16 protein-coding genes and 2 riboswitches are annotated in these 13,989 nt (G+C 41.5%); of the genes, 9 read left to right on the plus strand and 7 right to left on the minus strand.

Going from position 1 to position 13,989, the window contains the following annotated elements; translation table 11 throughout:
• Positions 1–36: 36 nt before the first annotated feature.
• Complete coding sequence (locus AC1DVB_RS07920) at positions 37–672, plus strand: Bax inhibitor-1/YccA family protein (protein WP_477588881.1); 636 nt, start codon at positions 37–39, stop codon at positions 670–672.
• Between the two features lie 102 nt (positions 673–774).
• On the opposite strand, the gene AC1DVB_RS07925 is transcribed toward AC1DVB_RS07920, so the two are convergent.
• The 3 genes from AC1DVB_RS07925 to AC1DVB_RS07935 form a co-directional block, all read right to left on the minus strand.
• Positions 775–1,317 carry an acyl-CoA thioesterase gene (locus AC1DVB_RS07925; protein ID WP_034314279.1) on the minus strand — a complete coding sequence of 181 codons (543 nt, stop codon included), beginning with the start codon at positions 1,315–1,317 and terminating at the stop codon, positions 775–777.
• 131 nt (positions 1,318–1,448) lie between these two features.
• On the minus strand, positions 1,449–1,913 hold the full coding sequence (locus AC1DVB_RS07930; protein ID WP_081088762.1) for a M15 family metallopeptidase: 465 nt from the start codon (positions 1,911–1,913) through the stop codon (positions 1,449–1,451).
• A gap of 152 nt (positions 1,914–2,065) precedes the next feature.
• Positions 2,066–2,548, minus strand: a complete 483-nt coding sequence (locus AC1DVB_RS07935; RefSeq protein ID WP_057278959.1) for a DinB family protein — start codon at positions 2,546–2,548, stop codon at positions 2,066–2,068.
• A gap of 184 nt (positions 2,549–2,732) precedes the next feature.
• Here AC1DVB_RS07935 and AC1DVB_RS07940 point away from each other — a divergent pair, with 184 nt between their 5' ends.
• Positions 2,733–4,556 carry an ABC transporter ATP-binding protein gene (locus tag AC1DVB_RS07940; protein WP_477588883.1) on the plus strand — a complete coding sequence of 608 codons (1,824 nt, stop codon included), beginning with the start codon at positions 2,733–2,735 and terminating at the stop codon, positions 4,554–4,556.
• Positions 4,557–4,598: 42 nt separating this feature from the next.
• On the opposite strand, the gene AC1DVB_RS07945 is transcribed toward AC1DVB_RS07940, so the two are convergent.
• Positions 4,599–5,300 (minus strand): DUF459 domain-containing protein, encoded by a 702-nt coding sequence (locus tag AC1DVB_RS07945; RefSeq protein ID WP_239860583.1) that lies wholly within the window; start codon positions 5,298–5,300, stop codon positions 4,599–4,601.
• A gap of 218 nt (positions 5,301–5,518) precedes the next feature.
• Here AC1DVB_RS07945 and AC1DVB_RS07950 point away from each other — a divergent pair, with 218 nt between their 5' ends.
• Positions 5,519–6,025 (plus strand): GNAT family N-acetyltransferase, encoded by a 507-nt coding sequence (locus tag AC1DVB_RS07950; protein WP_034314287.1) that lies wholly within the window; start codon positions 5,519–5,521, stop codon positions 6,023–6,025.
• Positions 6,026–6,093: 68 nt separating this feature from the next.
• Here the strand turns inward: AC1DVB_RS07950 and AC1DVB_RS07955 are convergent, their stop codons facing one another.
• Together AC1DVB_RS07955 and AC1DVB_RS07960 are read right to left on the minus strand one after the other, a co-directional pair.
• Positions 6,094–6,288, minus strand: a complete 195-nt coding sequence (locus tag AC1DVB_RS07955; protein ID WP_063596405.1) for an aspartyl-phosphate phosphatase Spo0E family protein — start codon at positions 6,286–6,288, stop codon at positions 6,094–6,096.
• Positions 6,289–6,540: 252 nt separating this feature from the next.
• Positions 6,541–6,729: a Fur-regulated basic protein FbpA gene (locus AC1DVB_RS07960; protein WP_057278954.1), complete on the minus strand. Its 189-nt coding sequence runs from the start codon at positions 6,727–6,729 to the stop codon at positions 6,541–6,543.
• 175 nt (positions 6,730–6,904) lie between these two features.
• Positions 6,905–7,009: riboswitch (SAM riboswitch) on the minus strand.
• Between the two features lie 157 nt (positions 7,010–7,166).
• Positions 7,167–7,272: riboswitch (TPP riboswitch) on the plus strand.
• A gap of 97 nt (positions 7,273–7,369) precedes the next feature.
• On the opposite strand from AC1DVB_RS07960, the gene tenA reads away from it, so the two are divergent.
• Genes tenA through thiE form a run of 5 tightly spaced genes read left to right on the plus strand, consistent with a single transcriptional unit; the run spans position 7,370 to position 10,796 of the window.
• Entirely contained in the window at positions 7,370–8,059 is a 690-nt protein-coding gene (tenA, locus tag AC1DVB_RS07965; RefSeq protein WP_054397083.1) for a thiaminase II, read from the plus strand.
• A 15-nt stretch (positions 8,060–8,074) separates the two neighbouring features.
• Entirely contained in the window at positions 8,075–8,596 is a 522-nt protein-coding gene (thiW, locus tag AC1DVB_RS07970) for an energy coupling factor transporter S component ThiW (protein ID WP_477588910.1), read from the plus strand.
• A complete protein-coding gene (gene thiD, locus AC1DVB_RS07975) occupies positions 8,565–9,371 on the plus strand; it encodes a bifunctional hydroxymethylpyrimidine kinase/phosphomethylpyrimidine kinase (protein ID WP_477588887.1) in 807 nt (268 codons plus the stop codon). The genes thiW and thiD overlap by 32 nt, the downstream gene beginning before the upstream one ends.
• Positions 9,368–10,183 (plus strand): hydroxyethylthiazole kinase, encoded by an 816-nt coding sequence (gene thiM / locus AC1DVB_RS07980; protein WP_230135519.1) that lies wholly within the window; start codon positions 9,368–9,370, stop codon positions 10,181–10,183. The genes thiD and thiM overlap by 4 nt, the downstream gene beginning before the upstream one ends.
• Entirely contained in the window at positions 10,164–10,796 is a 633-nt protein-coding gene (gene thiE, locus AC1DVB_RS07985) for a thiamine phosphate synthase (RefSeq protein WP_230135520.1), read from the plus strand. Before thiM ends, thiE begins: the two co-directional genes overlap by 20 nt.
• Before the next feature lie 44 nt (positions 10,797–10,840).
• Here the strand turns inward: thiE and AC1DVB_RS07990 are convergent, their stop codons facing one another.
• Complete coding sequence (locus tag AC1DVB_RS07990; protein ID WP_477588890.1) at positions 10,841–12,046, minus strand: MFS transporter; 1,206 nt, start codon at positions 12,044–12,046, stop codon at positions 10,841–10,843.
• A gap of 270 nt (positions 12,047–12,316) precedes the next feature.
• On the opposite strand from AC1DVB_RS07990, the gene AC1DVB_RS07995 reads away from it, so the two are divergent.
• Positions 12,317–13,804, plus strand: a complete 1,488-nt coding sequence (locus tag AC1DVB_RS07995) for an aldehyde dehydrogenase family protein (protein ID WP_454862125.1) — start codon at positions 12,317–12,319, stop codon at positions 13,802–13,804.
• Positions 13,805–13,989: the final 185 nt, after the last annotated feature.

Raw genomic sequence — 13,989 nt, forward strand, 5'->3', positions numbered from 1 at the left:
TAGAAAACGGTAGAAAATAAATGATGGGGTGATTGAATGTATTCACAAATTGTACAAACATATATGCCGTCCGTCATGCGGACGTTCGCTTTATCTCTTGCCGTTTCCGTTTTAGGTATGGCTCTCGGCACTCTTGTTCCGCCATCCTTGTTTCTTCCCTTGGCGATACTTGAGATTGCCATGTTGATTGGAGCATTCATATTGCGAAGGAAAAAAAACATCGGTTACACATTTTTGTATATTTTCACGTTGATTTCCGGAATTACGACCTATCCGATCATTGCCCACTACCTAGCCGCAGCAGGGGCAAATGTGGTGATCCTGGCAGGTGTTACGACGACAGTCGTATTTGGAGGACTGGCGGTTTATGCCTCAACCACCAAAAGGGACCTTTCATTCTTGGGGGGAATGTTATTTGCGGCCTTGCTAGCTTTAGTCGTCATTAGCATTTTCAACATTTTCTTTCCATTAAGTTCTACAGCCATGCTGGTCTTTTCATTTATAGGGATTTTAGTTTTCAGCGGTTATATTTTATATGATTTCAATCGAATGAAGCATTACGGGGTAACAGCCGAAGAAGTACCGCTCATGGCGTTGAATCTATATCTTGATTTCATTAACCTATTCATTAACATCTTGCGCTTCTTTGGTATTTTAGCTAGCGATGACTAAAAGACCTAACAAGGGAACATAAACAAGACGCTTGGAATTATCCAAGCGTCTTTTCACTTAATGTCTCGATCATCAATAAGAACGGCTGAAGGGATGCCTATCTTATTTATATAATCCTGGATTTGATTGATCGGTCCATGGCAGTTTCACACCGAAAGTACTTGCAATGAACTGTGTATCTTCCCTTCTTTTTTTCCTTATTTGGGCCCGTTGTTTTGCTGATTCATTTAAATTCATTTCCATCTCCGTTTCCGGAACCAAACGGGGAACAGGAATTGGTTTACCTTCTTCATTAATGGCAACAAATGTCAGGAAGGAAATGACGCATAAATTTCGGGCTCCTGTAACTAAATCCTCTGCAATCACCTTTACGATGATTTCCATTGATGTTCTGCCCGTATAAGTCACGAAGCTTTCAAGGCAAACTGCATTTCCTTCGTGAATAGGGTGCAGGAAATCGACGGAATCAGTTGATGCCGTAACGACGTTGCTTCGCGCATGACGCATGGCTGATATAGCCGCTACATCATCAATGTATGCCATTAATTTGCCTCCGAACATCGTACCAATATTATTTGTATCCGGCGGGAGGACCAGGCTTGTTTTTATGACCAAAGAGTCCCGGCAATTTTTTGTTTCTTCCATGGTGACTGCACTCCTTTATGTCTGATTTCTCACTAGTTCACTTTATCGAATTCTTACCTGTAAAGCAATTCACATGCTTATTTTCCTGCTTTTAGTCAAAATTATGCGGCTTATGATGAAGCCAACCACTTTCACTGCCCTTTTGGCTGCTTGCCTTGCTGCAGCTCACGCAGGCTTAAGCCAAATGTCATTTGTAAATGCGGATAATCCTTGAACCCTGCCCAATCCCCTCCCCAATCGAAACCTAACCCTTTAGCGATTGTTACGACTTCCATCCAGTCCGACTTTCCATTATCGTTACCGTCATAACTCATATCCCAAATGGCCTCGCCTTGTTTGTTAAGGAGGGCAAAATCTATCGCCAAACCGAAGTTATGCAGCGACTCGCCACCTCTTGCATTCGTTACGATGTTGCCCGGGTCTGATCGGCCCTTTTCATAGAGTTCATTTTGCTCGGCTAAAGACCGGAATCCGGCCGTAATGATTACCGGGATGCCTTTGTCCTTAGCCAGTTGAATGAGCTCGTCTTTTTTTTCGGCTACGATCGGATTCAGCTCGTCAGTCAGTTCGATTTCGTCTAGATCAGGCGGAAGCATATACTTGAACAATAGCCACAGCAGCAATCCGAAAAAGCCCAATACCAAACATGTCCTTATCCAAGTGGCTTTCACTTAAAAAATCCTTCCTTTACGAAAATATCTATCTGAAAATGAAAAACTCAACCAGAGACGGATGAGTTTTTCTTCTATTATAACTTTGCTTTTAATTCTTCAATTTGCAATAAATGCCGTTTTTCATGCAGTCCCACGAACGGAATCCATTGCTTCAGGCTTAAATCTTTGAACAAAGGATGCGTAAAAGACTTTTGTTCGAGATCAATTTCCTTTGCATGGTCAACGACATGTACAAAAGCTTTTCGGGATTTGGACAACTTCTCCTTAACTTCACTCAAAGTTTGGTATGATTCCGACGGAGTGACAAATGGCGGGGCCTGGACCTTCATTTTACGATTTAACGTAAGTTCTATCGGTTTATCCACAGCAGGAATGCTTTCATCGCTTTTCAATTTATCGGAAATGCTCTTTGTTATGGCCCTCTCCATTAAATATAAATGATCCAAAACCTGGATGATGCTCCATCTTCCTGTTTCAGGTTGGGCGTTCAGCTGTTCATCCGATAGTCCGTTGACCGCATTTAAAAGTTCTCCCCTGATTTTTTCATTTTCATTCATTTTAGCATCTCCTCTTATCAGCCTTGCTAATCTCCTTTAATTATTCCATGTCCTATAGGAAAGTGTAAAATAATAATTCTTTTTTGACAAAACGAACCGATTAAAAGTTGTCTATTTTTAGAAAAGCCCTATGATAGTCATAAAGGCAAAAATCATCTAGGACAGTAAAATAGGAGTGATCGTTATGAGTGGAGGACATATTCCATTCAGCCACAAAGGGCGCAGTGCAATACATGCAATACCCTCAAAAGGAAGCATATGGTTGATGGTTAAACAAATGTTCAATCGGGTCCCGTCGAAATGGAAGTTTTGCTCTTTGGTTTTATGTATCATGCTTTTCATTTCATTGCTTGAGTTCTCCATCCCCCAATTGACACAGTTTACGATTGATAAAATCATTCCCGAAAAAAGATATGACTCGTTGATCTGGATTGGTGCAGGAATTCTTTGTGTTGCAATCTTATTGGCTATACTGAACTACTTTAACAGCTATATCGTTTCCAAGGTCGGTCAAAAGGCCATCATGGATATACGTAATAGCATGTATGAACATATTCAAACACTGGATATGAAATTCTTTGATAAAAACCGGACTGGTGACTTAATGTCGCGGTTGACCAATGATGTCAATTTACTGCAGCAGCTCATCTCTTCGAGCATACTTCAGGTTTTGACTGACACGGTGACCTTCATTGCCGTAGCGGTATATATGCTTTTCATTAACTGGAAGCTTACCATTGTCCTTCTTATTACATTCCCTTTCATGTTCTATATCACAAGGGTATTCGGGAAACGCATCAGGATGTCATTTAGGTCTGTGCAAAGTTCCGCAGGAGATGTCAGCAACCAGTTACAGGATTCGATTTCAGGAATGCGGCTCATTCAATCTTTTACAAATGAAGAATTCGAATCAAGGCGGTTTGCGAGGCGTAATCAGGAAAATATGACTGCAAACCTTAAGTCCGTTCGGCTGCGTTCCATGTTCGGGCCGATTATTGATTTATTGAACAATATCGGTCTTGTAGCAGTCATTGTGTTCGGTGCTTGGCAAGTGATGGAGGGTGAATTCACAATAGGATTAATCGTGGCCTTTCTAGCCTATTTAAGGTTGCTGCAGAGTCCCGTTCGCAATTTTAGCCGGGTAATCAGTATTGTCCAGCAATCAGCCGCCGCCTTTGAGCGGATAACTGAAATATTGGAAACCCAACCTGAAATAAGTGACAAGGGAAATGCCATTGAACTCCCTGCCATAAAAAAGAAAATTGAGTTTAAAAGTGTTGATTTTGCTTATGATGAGACTGTTCCTGTTCTCGGCAATCTAAACCTGACCATGAAAGCTGGTCAAGTAACCGCTTTGGTCGGCTCCTCCGGCGCAGGAAAATCGACCATCACGAGCCTACTGATCCGATTTTATGATCCGCAAAATGGAACGATTAAAATGGATGGACATAATATCAAAGATGTGTCACTGAAGTCATTACGGGGACAAATGGGAATTGTTTCTCAGGATATCATTCTATTCAATGGTTCCATCCGTGATAACATCGTGTATGGCAAACTTGATGCTACAGATTATGAAATCATCGAATCCGCCAAAGCGGCAAATGCGCATGACTTTATCTGTGCTTTTCCTGATGGTTATGATTCTCAGATCGGAGAGCGCGGAGTCAAGCTTTCAGGCGGACAAAAACAGCGCATTGCCATTGCCAGGGCAGTTTTGAAAAATCCGCAAATCATCATTCTCGATGAAGCAACGGCGGCCTTGGATACAGAATCTGAACATTTGATCCAGCAAGCCTTGTCACGTTTAATGAAGAAACGGACTTCAATAGTCATTGCACATCGTTTATCGACCATTCATGACGCCGATCAAATCATTGTTCTGGAAAAAGGGCAGGTTCTTGAAAAAGGAACACATGACCAGTTAATGCAAAACAACGGCCGATACAAGCAGCTCCATGACTTACAGTTCCCTCAACTAAGCGATATCAAATACCTAGCAACTTAGCAGGCAAACATGCACAGAAAGCCTTTCTGTGCATGTTTGGTTTCATTTGAAATCATAACTTTCCAAAACCCGATTCGCAATGAGCTGATACCCTTTTTCATTCGGATGTAACTTATCACTGAAATACTTTGTTTTCTTTTCATCTTCAAAAAGATCATTTGTAGGAATGAATAACATCCTTTCACCTTTATCGGCTAATCCCTTTATTGACTCGTTATAATCGCGAATGTGCTTTTCAAGTTTTTGATTGTCTTTAATTGGGTTATATAGTCCTATTACCAGAATATCCGCTTTATCGTTTGCCTCTATCAGTGTTGATGTAATCTTTTTCAGATGGTTGATATATTCCCGTTTACCCTCATTGATTTTTCGGTCACTTATTTTCTCCAAGTTCCCGCCATTACTATTGATCAAGTCATTCGTTCCAATAAAAACAATGAAAGTATCGGCTTCATCAAGTTTCGTTTTAATTCGGTAATCATCTAGCTGTTTCATCACCCCATCCGTTTCCTGGCCTTTAATACCGTAATTCCAAAAACTCACTTTTTGCTCCGATTGGGGATTATTCAATTCATCTTCAAGGCCATCTATATATCCTTCCCCGTCCTTATCCCCTTTTCCATAGGTTAATGAATCTCCAAAAGCCATGACCCTTTGCACGTCTTCCGACTCCGAGGCCTGAAATTCATATGCAGCAAAACATATAAACAGTACGATAATCAATATACCTGCCAATTTTTTCATTTGGTTCTCCTCTTGTTTTTTACTAGAAGTATTTAATCTTTTTCATACCCAAAAAATCTGCAGTACTAACATAAAAAAGAATTGTCAGATAAAGAATAAAAAGTGTATGATAATATAAAACTTTCAATGGATTGGGTTTCATTCAACGTCCCTAAAACCAAAAACGGGATTACCCTTCATTCTGGAGATTGAATAAATGATAGTTAGGAGTTTAAATCATGGAAGAACACATAGAGTTTAGAGAGGCAGAACTATCTGATCTACCCAGAATTGTTGAAATATATAATTCGACAATTGCTTCAAGGATGGTCACGGCAGATACGGAACCTGTATCCGTCCAATCGAGGGTTAAATGGTTTGAGGAACATCATTCAGAAAGTAGACCGCTATATATCATTACTATAGAAGGGAAAACCGCTGGATGGATGAGCTTTCAATCCTTTTATGGCCGACCGGCATATAATTCCACTGCCGAAATCAGCATTTACATTGATGATTATTTCCGGGGAAAAGGAATTGGACAAATTTCGATTCGAAAGGCAATTGAATTGAGTCCAAAATTAGGTGTTAAGACTTTATTGGGTTTCATTTTCGCCCATAATACACCAAGCCTTAAGCTTTTTTCTAAATTCGGGTTTGAAGAATGGGCACATTTACCTCAAGTTGCCGAGATGGATGGCATTGAGCGGGATTTGATCATTCTAGGTAAACGTGTCGATATTTAAATATAATTCTTTAGAGCTATTGCCTTGAGCAGTAGCTTTTTTAGATTAATACAGGTCGAATTGCTAATTTAAAAATACCTATATGCTTCTTGAAGGGAAAAATATTCAGAATCTCTTTTACTTGCTAACGCATTCAATAGCGTATCCAATTCTTGACTGGCTTGAACAGTCAGCAGACTTGTTAAGCCGTAAATCGCTCCCAACTTTATCATTTCCTGTCTCTTCTCTTCTACTTTTTCTATAGTTACCTTACGGCAAGGCATTATAGTCACCTCCCATTTATTCAATATTTTTACACTTTCATCATAATGAAACTACTAGTTAAAATCAACTATTTCTCAGAAATTAAATGTGTTATTTTATAGGTCAAATGTGACAAAACACCTATTTTGTTATTTAATTATGTATAATTTGTGTCGTTTTCTAATAAACGCAAAAAAAGCATCCACTAGTGTAGACTGTGAATGCTTACATCATATCCCTTATCCAAAAAACCAAATATTGTATTTCACTTACTATGTCATCCATTCAGAAGGTGACTCGTTATTAGGTCTATTTATAACAATCTTATATTCATCTTCAAGTACTTTTAATGGGGCATCATAAAGGTGCCTTTCATCAGAGGTTTTGTATACTCCATTGGACAATAGCTCTTCAATGAGTTTTGCCTTCCTCTGTTCAATCCTCTTAAATAATTCTGCCATGTAAATGGCTCCTTTCCTAGTCATCCTAGAGCCTGCTTCTAGTTAGCTAAACTTTATCAACTTATTTGATTTCACCAAATTATATATACCTTTTCTAGTATGTCACTAAACGTTATTTCCCAAAAATAAAAGCCCCTTCTAATTTAAGAAGAGGCTGACAGTTTCCGTACGGCTCTTCTTATCTTCCAAGCATATGCTTGTTGGATTTAGCACAGTTCCCAAAACGGGTCCGCTGCCGAGGTTTCTTAGGGCCAAGTCCCTCCACCTCTCTGGATAAGAATTCGATATATAATGATGTAGAAATGATTCTATCCTAATAATCTTCAAAAGTCAATTACCTGGTTCTCCCTTTTTTCCTGGACATAAAGTGATTCCTCTTTCAAATACGGGTTGCATTTTCTTGTCTTTCTGATATGATGTCAGTAATTACATACAATTCACACCACTAGGGGAGTCTTTTTTTAAGACTGAGATGGAATTAGTTCCGGACCCTTTGAACCTGAACCGGCTCATACCGGCGGAGGGAAGTGGATGATATCGTCCATTTACAGACTATATCCATCTACCCCGTTCCGTATTCAGGAACGGGGTTTTTTTATTTAACAAAGGCAAAGGGAGCCATTCTATAGGAGGATGAACAATGGAGAATACAAAATTAGAAACATTCAGTGATAGACTGCATGCACGGGCAAAAGAGATTTGGAAAAGGAATCATTCACATCCCTTTGTCCAGGCAATTGGAAACGGCACACTTCCTGAAAAGAAATTTGCCTATTACCTGAAGCAGGACTATGTCTATCTCATGGATTATTCCAAGCTCTTTGCTTTAGGTGTCATCAAAGCCCATAACATCGAAACCATGGCAAAATTTGCGAGCATTTTAAATGAAACCCTTCAAGTGGAAATGGATATTCATCGGCATTATGCTTCCGAATTCGGGATCAGCTCCAAGGAATTGGAAAATACAGAACCTACTCCAACCACTCTAGCCTATACAGGTTACATGCTAAATGCAGCTCAGCATGGGACTTTGGCAGACTTGATCGCCTGTCTTCTGCCTTGCGCTTGGGATTATTATGAAATCGGTTTGCTATTAAAAGAACAAAATGGAGCAGCACTGGAAAACAATCGCTACGCAGATTGGATAAGGTCCTATTCATCTCCTGAATTCGGGGAAGCACACAAGTGGCTGATCGCTTTGTTGGAAGAATTGACGGAAGGCATGCCTGAAAAGGAACTTCTTAGATTAGAAAAGCACTTTTTGGTTACTTCCCGATATGAATATTTATTCTGGGACATGGTTCAAAATGAGCAGGATTGGCCTCTGTAGGTGGTTGACATGAGGATGAACCCTATCAAGAAACTGACATTGACTGCCATGATCACGGCTTTAACGACGCTTACCAGTTCATTTATTTTCATCCCTGCAGGATTTGCAAAAATCTTTCCTATTCAACATCTGGCAAATGTCCTGACGGCGGTTCTATTGGGGCCTGCATATGCGGTGACACAAGCTTTTTTAGTTTCCATCATTAGAAACATGATTGGTACCGGTTCAATTTTCGCCTTTCCCGGCAGTATGTATGGTGCACTTTTGGCCGCCATCCTTTACCGAAAAACACAAAGCTTAAAATTCGCCTGTTTAGGGGAAGTGATCGGGACCGGCTTTCTCGGTTCCCTGGCCTGTTATCCGCTTGCAACCCTCCTATTGGGAGAAAAAGCTGCTCTTTTTGGTTTTTTACCGGCTTTTATGTTCAGTTCATTCGCAGGGGCGATTTTAGCTTTCATATTACTTAAAATATTGCTAAAAAATACTTATATGAAGGGGTTTTTTTATGAAAACAGCATTAACGATCGCAGGCTCTGATTCAGGGGGCGGTGCTGGAATACAAGCGGATTTAAAAACATTTTCTGCACATGGTGTATTTGGAATGTCTGCCATCACAGCCGTAACCGCCCAAAACACAATGGAAGTCCGTTCTGTACAGCCCATTGAAACTGCTATCATATCGGATCAAATTGCAGCTATCTTTGAAGATATTCCTGTCGATGCAGTAAAAATAGGCATGCTTGGATCAAAAGAAACCGTGGAAACGGTCGCTGCGTCCCTTAAAACCTTCATGCCTGCCATCGTTATCCTTGACCCTGTCATGATTTCCAAAAGCGGCCACCATTTGCTCGACGAAAAGGCCGTCTCTGCCTTAAAAATGGAATTGCTTCCGCTTGCAAATCTTGTAACACCCAATGTACCAGAAGCGGAAGTACTTACTGGCTTCCCAATTCGGACGAAACAAGATTTCTACAGGGCATGCATTTCGATACAAGAAATGGGTCCCAAAGCCGTTTTACTTAAAGGCGGCCATGCAGCAGGAAATCCAAATGATCTTTTTTATGATGGGACTGACTTCCACTGGATCAAGGGAGAGCGCATTCATACAAAAAACACTCATGGTACGGGCTGTACCCTATCATCCGCCATTACATCTAACCTGGCAAATGGACTGCCATTGCAAGTGTCGATCGAACAAGCCAAGACCTATATTTCCGAAGCGATACGCAATAGCTTTTCAATCGGTAAAGGTCATGGACCTGTCMATCATTTTCATTCATATTCAAAAAAAGAAAGGAGTGACTTATTATGAAGGTTTCTTCAGCCGATTTATTTATGAAGGTAAGAGAAAGGAAACCACTCGTTCACCAAATCACCAACTTTGTTACGGTCAATGACTGTGCAAATGCCACCCTTGCCATCGGAGGTTCACCAGTAATGACATCGAGCCCAAGAGAAGTGGCGGATATGGTCAAATTAGCAGATGCATTGGTCCTGAATTTCGGTACGATCGATGATAAGGCCTTGGAAGCAATGGAGATTGCCGGTAAAACGGCAAATGCCCTGGACATCCCGGTCATTTTGGACCCGGTGGGCGTTGGTGCCACCTCCTATCGTACAGAGCAAGTCAAAGAGCTCCTAAGTAAGGTTACTTTCCAAATCATTCGCGGAAATGCGAGTGAAATCCTGTCATTGATGGGTGGGGATACCGTTACTCGCGGGGTGGATTCGGGGGAACTTGCGATTAGCAATGCAGAGCTGGCTGCACGAGCGGCAAATGAATTGAATAGCATCATCGTGGTCAGCGGAGCTAAGGATGCGGTCAGCGATGGAAAACATACGTCCATCATCGATAACGGGAACCTCCTTTTAACTAATGTTACAGGTACCGGTTGCATGTCCACTGCTCTTATCGGAACTTTTTCCGGAGTCACCGATGATTTCTATTCTGCAGCAATTGCCGGTATCTCAACAATGAGCATTTCAGGGGAACTAGCAGCCGCAACCCTTCAAAAGGATGAAGGAACAGGTACTTTCCGTGTGCGATTAATCGATGCCATATCAAGAATGGATAAGGAAATCTGGATGCATGAGGTGAAAATAAGTGAAGAAGTCCCAAATTGATTTAAGCCTGTATTTAGTTACGGAAGAGTCCATAGCAATAGAAGAATTGACCAAAATCATTGCACAATCTGTTTCAGGAGGAGTCTCGATCGTACAACTTAGAGAGAAAAACAATTCCTCCCTCTCCTTTTATGAAAAAGCATCTGCATTAAAACAGTTATTGAATGAGCTTTCGATTCCCCTTATCATCAATGACCGGGTGGATATAGCACTTGCGGTTGGAGCGGACGGAATTCATATTGGGCAAGATGACCTTCCACTGCCTGTCGTCAAAAAAATGATTCCTGAAGATATGATTGTCGGTGTATCTGTCTCCACTCTTGAAGAAGCACTCGAAGCCGAACGAAATGGAGCGGATTATATCGGAGTCGGTTCCGTTTTCCCCACCAAGACCAAACAAGATGCAACCCTAATGGCACTTGAGGATCTGGGGGAAATTTGCCGCGGCGTATCCATTCCCGCAGTAGCAATCGGGGGTATCACTGCCGATAACATTTCCGCTCTTTCTGATAGCGGACTATCAGGTACCGCAGTCGTATCGGCCATCATGAATGCAGATAATCCGAAGACTGCCTCCGAATCCCTTTTAAAAATCATAAAAGACTTTAAATAACAAAAGGATGGGGACTGCATGCAGTCAAAGTCCCCATCCTTTGTTTATGTCAAAACGGTATTCTTTGTTTCCTTCCCAAAAGCCACGGCAACTGCCCCCACTAAAATAGCAATTGTAAAAATGGTGAAAATCGAAGAAATCGGGGTGTCTGCGGCAACTAAATACCCAACAAGCAAAGGTCCAAGAACACCGCCAATCCTCCCGATCCCTGCAGCTAACCCAGCCCCTGTACCGCGAACTGATGTTGGATACTGTTCAGGTGTGTACGCATAAAGTGCCCCCCATGCCCCCAGGTTGAAGAAAGAGAGGAACATTCCGGAAACTATCAGCAGTGCCAGCCCCTCTGCCGATCCAAAGAAAAAGGCACTGACGGCCGTCCCAATTAAGTATGTGATCAAAACGAATTTACGTCCCATTTTCYCTATCAGCCATGCAGCTGAAAAATAACCCGGAAGCTGTGCGAGCGTCATGATCAAAACATATTCAAAGCTTTGAATCATGCTGAAGCCTTTAAGGACCATCACACTTGGCAGCCATAAAAACATCCCATAATAGGAAAAGACCACGCAAAACCATAGAATCCACAATACAAGGGTCTGACGGGAGTAATCCTTTTTCCAGACACTTTTCATATTGCTTAATACAGATGGTCTTTGCTTTTTTTCAAGTTCCGTATACTTTGGTGAATCCGGCAGTTTCAAGCGCAGGTACAGCGCATATAAAGCTGGAACTGCGCTCAATAATAATGCAACCCGCCAACCATAAGCCGGTATGATGAAATAGGATATGAGTGCTGCCAAAATCCAGCCAACCGCCCAAAAGCTTTCAAGAAGGACGACAACCCTTCCCCTTTTACTCGCTTCAACACTTTCAGAGACCAATGTCGAGGCAACCGGAAGTTCTCCCCCAAGTCCCATTCCAATCAAAAAACGCAATATCAAGAACAGGCTGAGTGTACTGACTGCTGCAGACAGGCCACTTGCGATCGAAAACAATAATAAAGTAATGATAAAGACATTCTTTCGTCCGACCTTGTCGGCCATCGCACCAAAGAATACGGCGCCAACAGCCATTCCTATGGAGTTTATGCTCCCAATCCAGCCAACCTGCTCACTGGTTAAGTTCCAATCCTGCTTTAATGCAACAATGATGAAAGAAAGCATACCGACATCAAGTGCATCGAACATCCATCCAAGACCCGCAACACTAAGTAACTTACGCTGCGATATCATTTTCGCATTATTTCCCATATATTCCTCCTGAAGAACTTTAGACCTTCTTGTTATTTTATCCTTTTTCATTTTAACTATTAACTTTCATTTTTGCTATAGTAATTACACATGTCTTGACAAAATAATACTACATTTTTTTAATAGATGAAGAAATCTTGGATATTCTGTCGAATGTTATAGATTGAATATTCCTTTTTTTTCATTTATCATAAAAATTGGCAATCATAGCGTTAACAATAAGTCATCATGTTTTGCCCAAGATAAACATTTTATTCAGGAGGGTAATTAATGACAAATCTAACGTTAGAAGTAAGTGGAAAGCTGCAAAAATTTTTAACAGGACCAAAAAAGCTCTATATTAATGGTCAGTTTGTAGAAAGTGCTTCAAAAAAAACCTTCTCCACTCCTAATCCTGCTACAGGACAAAAACTTGCCGATGTTTATGAAGCTGATAAAGAAGATATCGACTTAGCCGTCAAAGCTGCACGCAAAGCATTCGATGAAGGTCCTTGGTCAAGAATGAGCGCAGCTGCACGCAGTAGACTGATGTATAAACTAGCCGATTTAATGGAAGAAAATAAAACTGAACTTGCTCAATTGGAAACGTTGGATAATGGGAAACCAATCAGTGAAACTACAAATGCCGACATTCCTTTAGCAATTGAACATATGAGATATTTTGCTGGCTGGTCCACCAAGATTGTTGGACAGACCATCCCGGTAAGCGGAAATTACTTTAACTACACGAAACACGAGGCTGTTGGTGTTGTCGGCCAAATCATCCCATGGAACTTTCCGCTTCTTATGGCGATGTGGAAACTGGGAGCGGCACTTGCTACAGGTTGTACGGTCATATTAAAGCCCGCTGAGCAAACACCGCTTTCCGCTCTTTACCTGGCTGAATTATTGGCTGAAGCCGGTTTCCCTGATGGGGTCGTCAATATCGTTCCCGGTTTTGGTGAAACGGCTGGACAAGCGCTTGTCGACCACCCGCAAGTAAATAAAATCGCATTTACCGGCTCGACCGAAGTTGGAAAATTGATCATGCGTTCCGCTTCATATTCATTGAAACGGGTCACATTGGAACTTGGAGGAAAATCGCCAAACATCATCCTGCCTGATGCGGATTTCTCAAAAGCCATCCCTGGAGCTTTGAATGGGGTCATGTTTAACCAAGGCCAGGTATGCTGTGCCGGTTCAAGGGTTTATATCCAAAAGAAACATTATGATAATGTTGTTGCCGATATGGCTAGCCATGCAAAAAACATCAAACAAGGGATAGGCCTGGATCCAAGTACCCAAATTGGGCCGCTTGTTTCCGAGGAGCAGCAAAATCGGGTAATGGGCTATATTGAAAAAGGGAAAAACGAGGGTGCGGAAGTTCTTGTCGGCGGAAATAAACCGGGTGAACAGGGCTACTTTGTTTCTCCTACTATATTCGCTGGTGTTGAAGAGGATATGACGATTGCTAAAGAAGAGATTTTCGGACCGGTCATAGCGGCAATGCCATTCGAGGATTTAGATGATGTCATTAACCGTGCAAATGCCAGTGAATATGGGTTGGCTGCCGGCTTATGGACAAGCGATATAGCCAATGCCCATTATGTTGCAGGAAAACTCCGTGCCGGTACCGTATGGGTGAACTGTTATAACGCGTTCGACGCAGCTTCTCCGTTCGGCGGCTACAAACAATCCGGAATCGGACGTGAAATGGGATCTTATGCACTGGACAACTATTCTGAAGTGAAAAGTGTCTGGATTAATTTGAGTAAATGATTTACTGACTATTAAGAAAGAGGGTCTCAAAGAGGCCCTCTTTCTTTCAGTCCATTGATACACTGCACCAAATCATCAAATTATTCAACTATTCAAACCTTTTCAATAGTCTTTCCTTCTTTAGTTTTGGTAAAATGCAAGATAGACAAAATAGCTGCTGGTTATAATGAACTCCTTCGTATACG

Source organism: Peribacillus sp. P4_D6 (assembly GCF_056401795.1).

Bases quoted from the DNA above. Each gene is read 5' to 3' on its own strand.
- AC1DVB_RS07920 (WP_477588881.1), top strand. From the start codon at position 37: ATGTATTCACAAATTGTACAAACATATATGCCGTCCGTCATGCGGACG.
- AC1DVB_RS07925 (WP_034314279.1), bottom strand. From the start codon at position 1,317: ATGGAAGAAACAAAAAATTGCCGGGACTCTTTGGTCATAAAAACAAGC.
- AC1DVB_RS07930 (WP_081088762.1), bottom strand. From the start codon at position 1,913: ATGCTTCCGCCTGATCTAGACGAAATCGAACTGACTGACGAGCTGAAT.
- AC1DVB_RS07935 (WP_057278959.1), bottom strand. From the start codon at position 2,548: ATGAATGAAAATGAAAAAATCAGGGGAGAACTTTTAAATGCGGTCAAC.
- AC1DVB_RS07940 (WP_477588883.1), top strand. From the start codon at position 2,733: ATGAGTGGAGGACATATTCCATTCAGCCACAAAGGGCGCAGTGCAATA.
- AC1DVB_RS07945 (WP_239860583.1), bottom strand. From the start codon at position 5,300: ATGAAAAAATTGGCAGGTATATTGATTATCGTACTGTTTATATGTTTT.
- AC1DVB_RS07950 (WP_034314287.1), top strand. From the start codon at position 5,519: ATGGAAGAACACATAGAGTTTAGAGAGGCAGAACTATCTGATCTACCC.
- AC1DVB_RS07955 (WP_063596405.1), bottom strand. From the start codon at position 6,288: ATGCCTTGCCGTAAGGTAACTATAGAAAAAGTAGAAGAGAAGAGACAG.
- AC1DVB_RS07960 (WP_057278954.1), bottom strand. From the start codon at position 6,729: ATGGCAGAATTATTTAAGAGGATTGAACAGAGGAAGGCAAAACTCATT.
- tenA (WP_054397083.1), top strand. From the start codon at position 7,370: ATGGAGAATACAAAATTAGAAACATTCAGTGATAGACTGCATGCACGG.
- thiW (WP_477588910.1), top strand. From the start codon at position 8,075: ATGAACCCTATCAAGAAACTGACATTGACTGCCATGATCACGGCTTTA.
- thiM (WP_230135519.1), top strand. From the start codon at position 9,368: ATGAAGGTTTCTTCAGCCGATTTATTTATGAAGGTAAGAGAAAGGAAA.
- AC1DVB_RS07995 (WP_454862125.1), top strand. From the start codon at position 12,317: ATGACAAATCTAACGTTAGAAGTAAGTGGAAAGCTGCAAAAATTTTTA.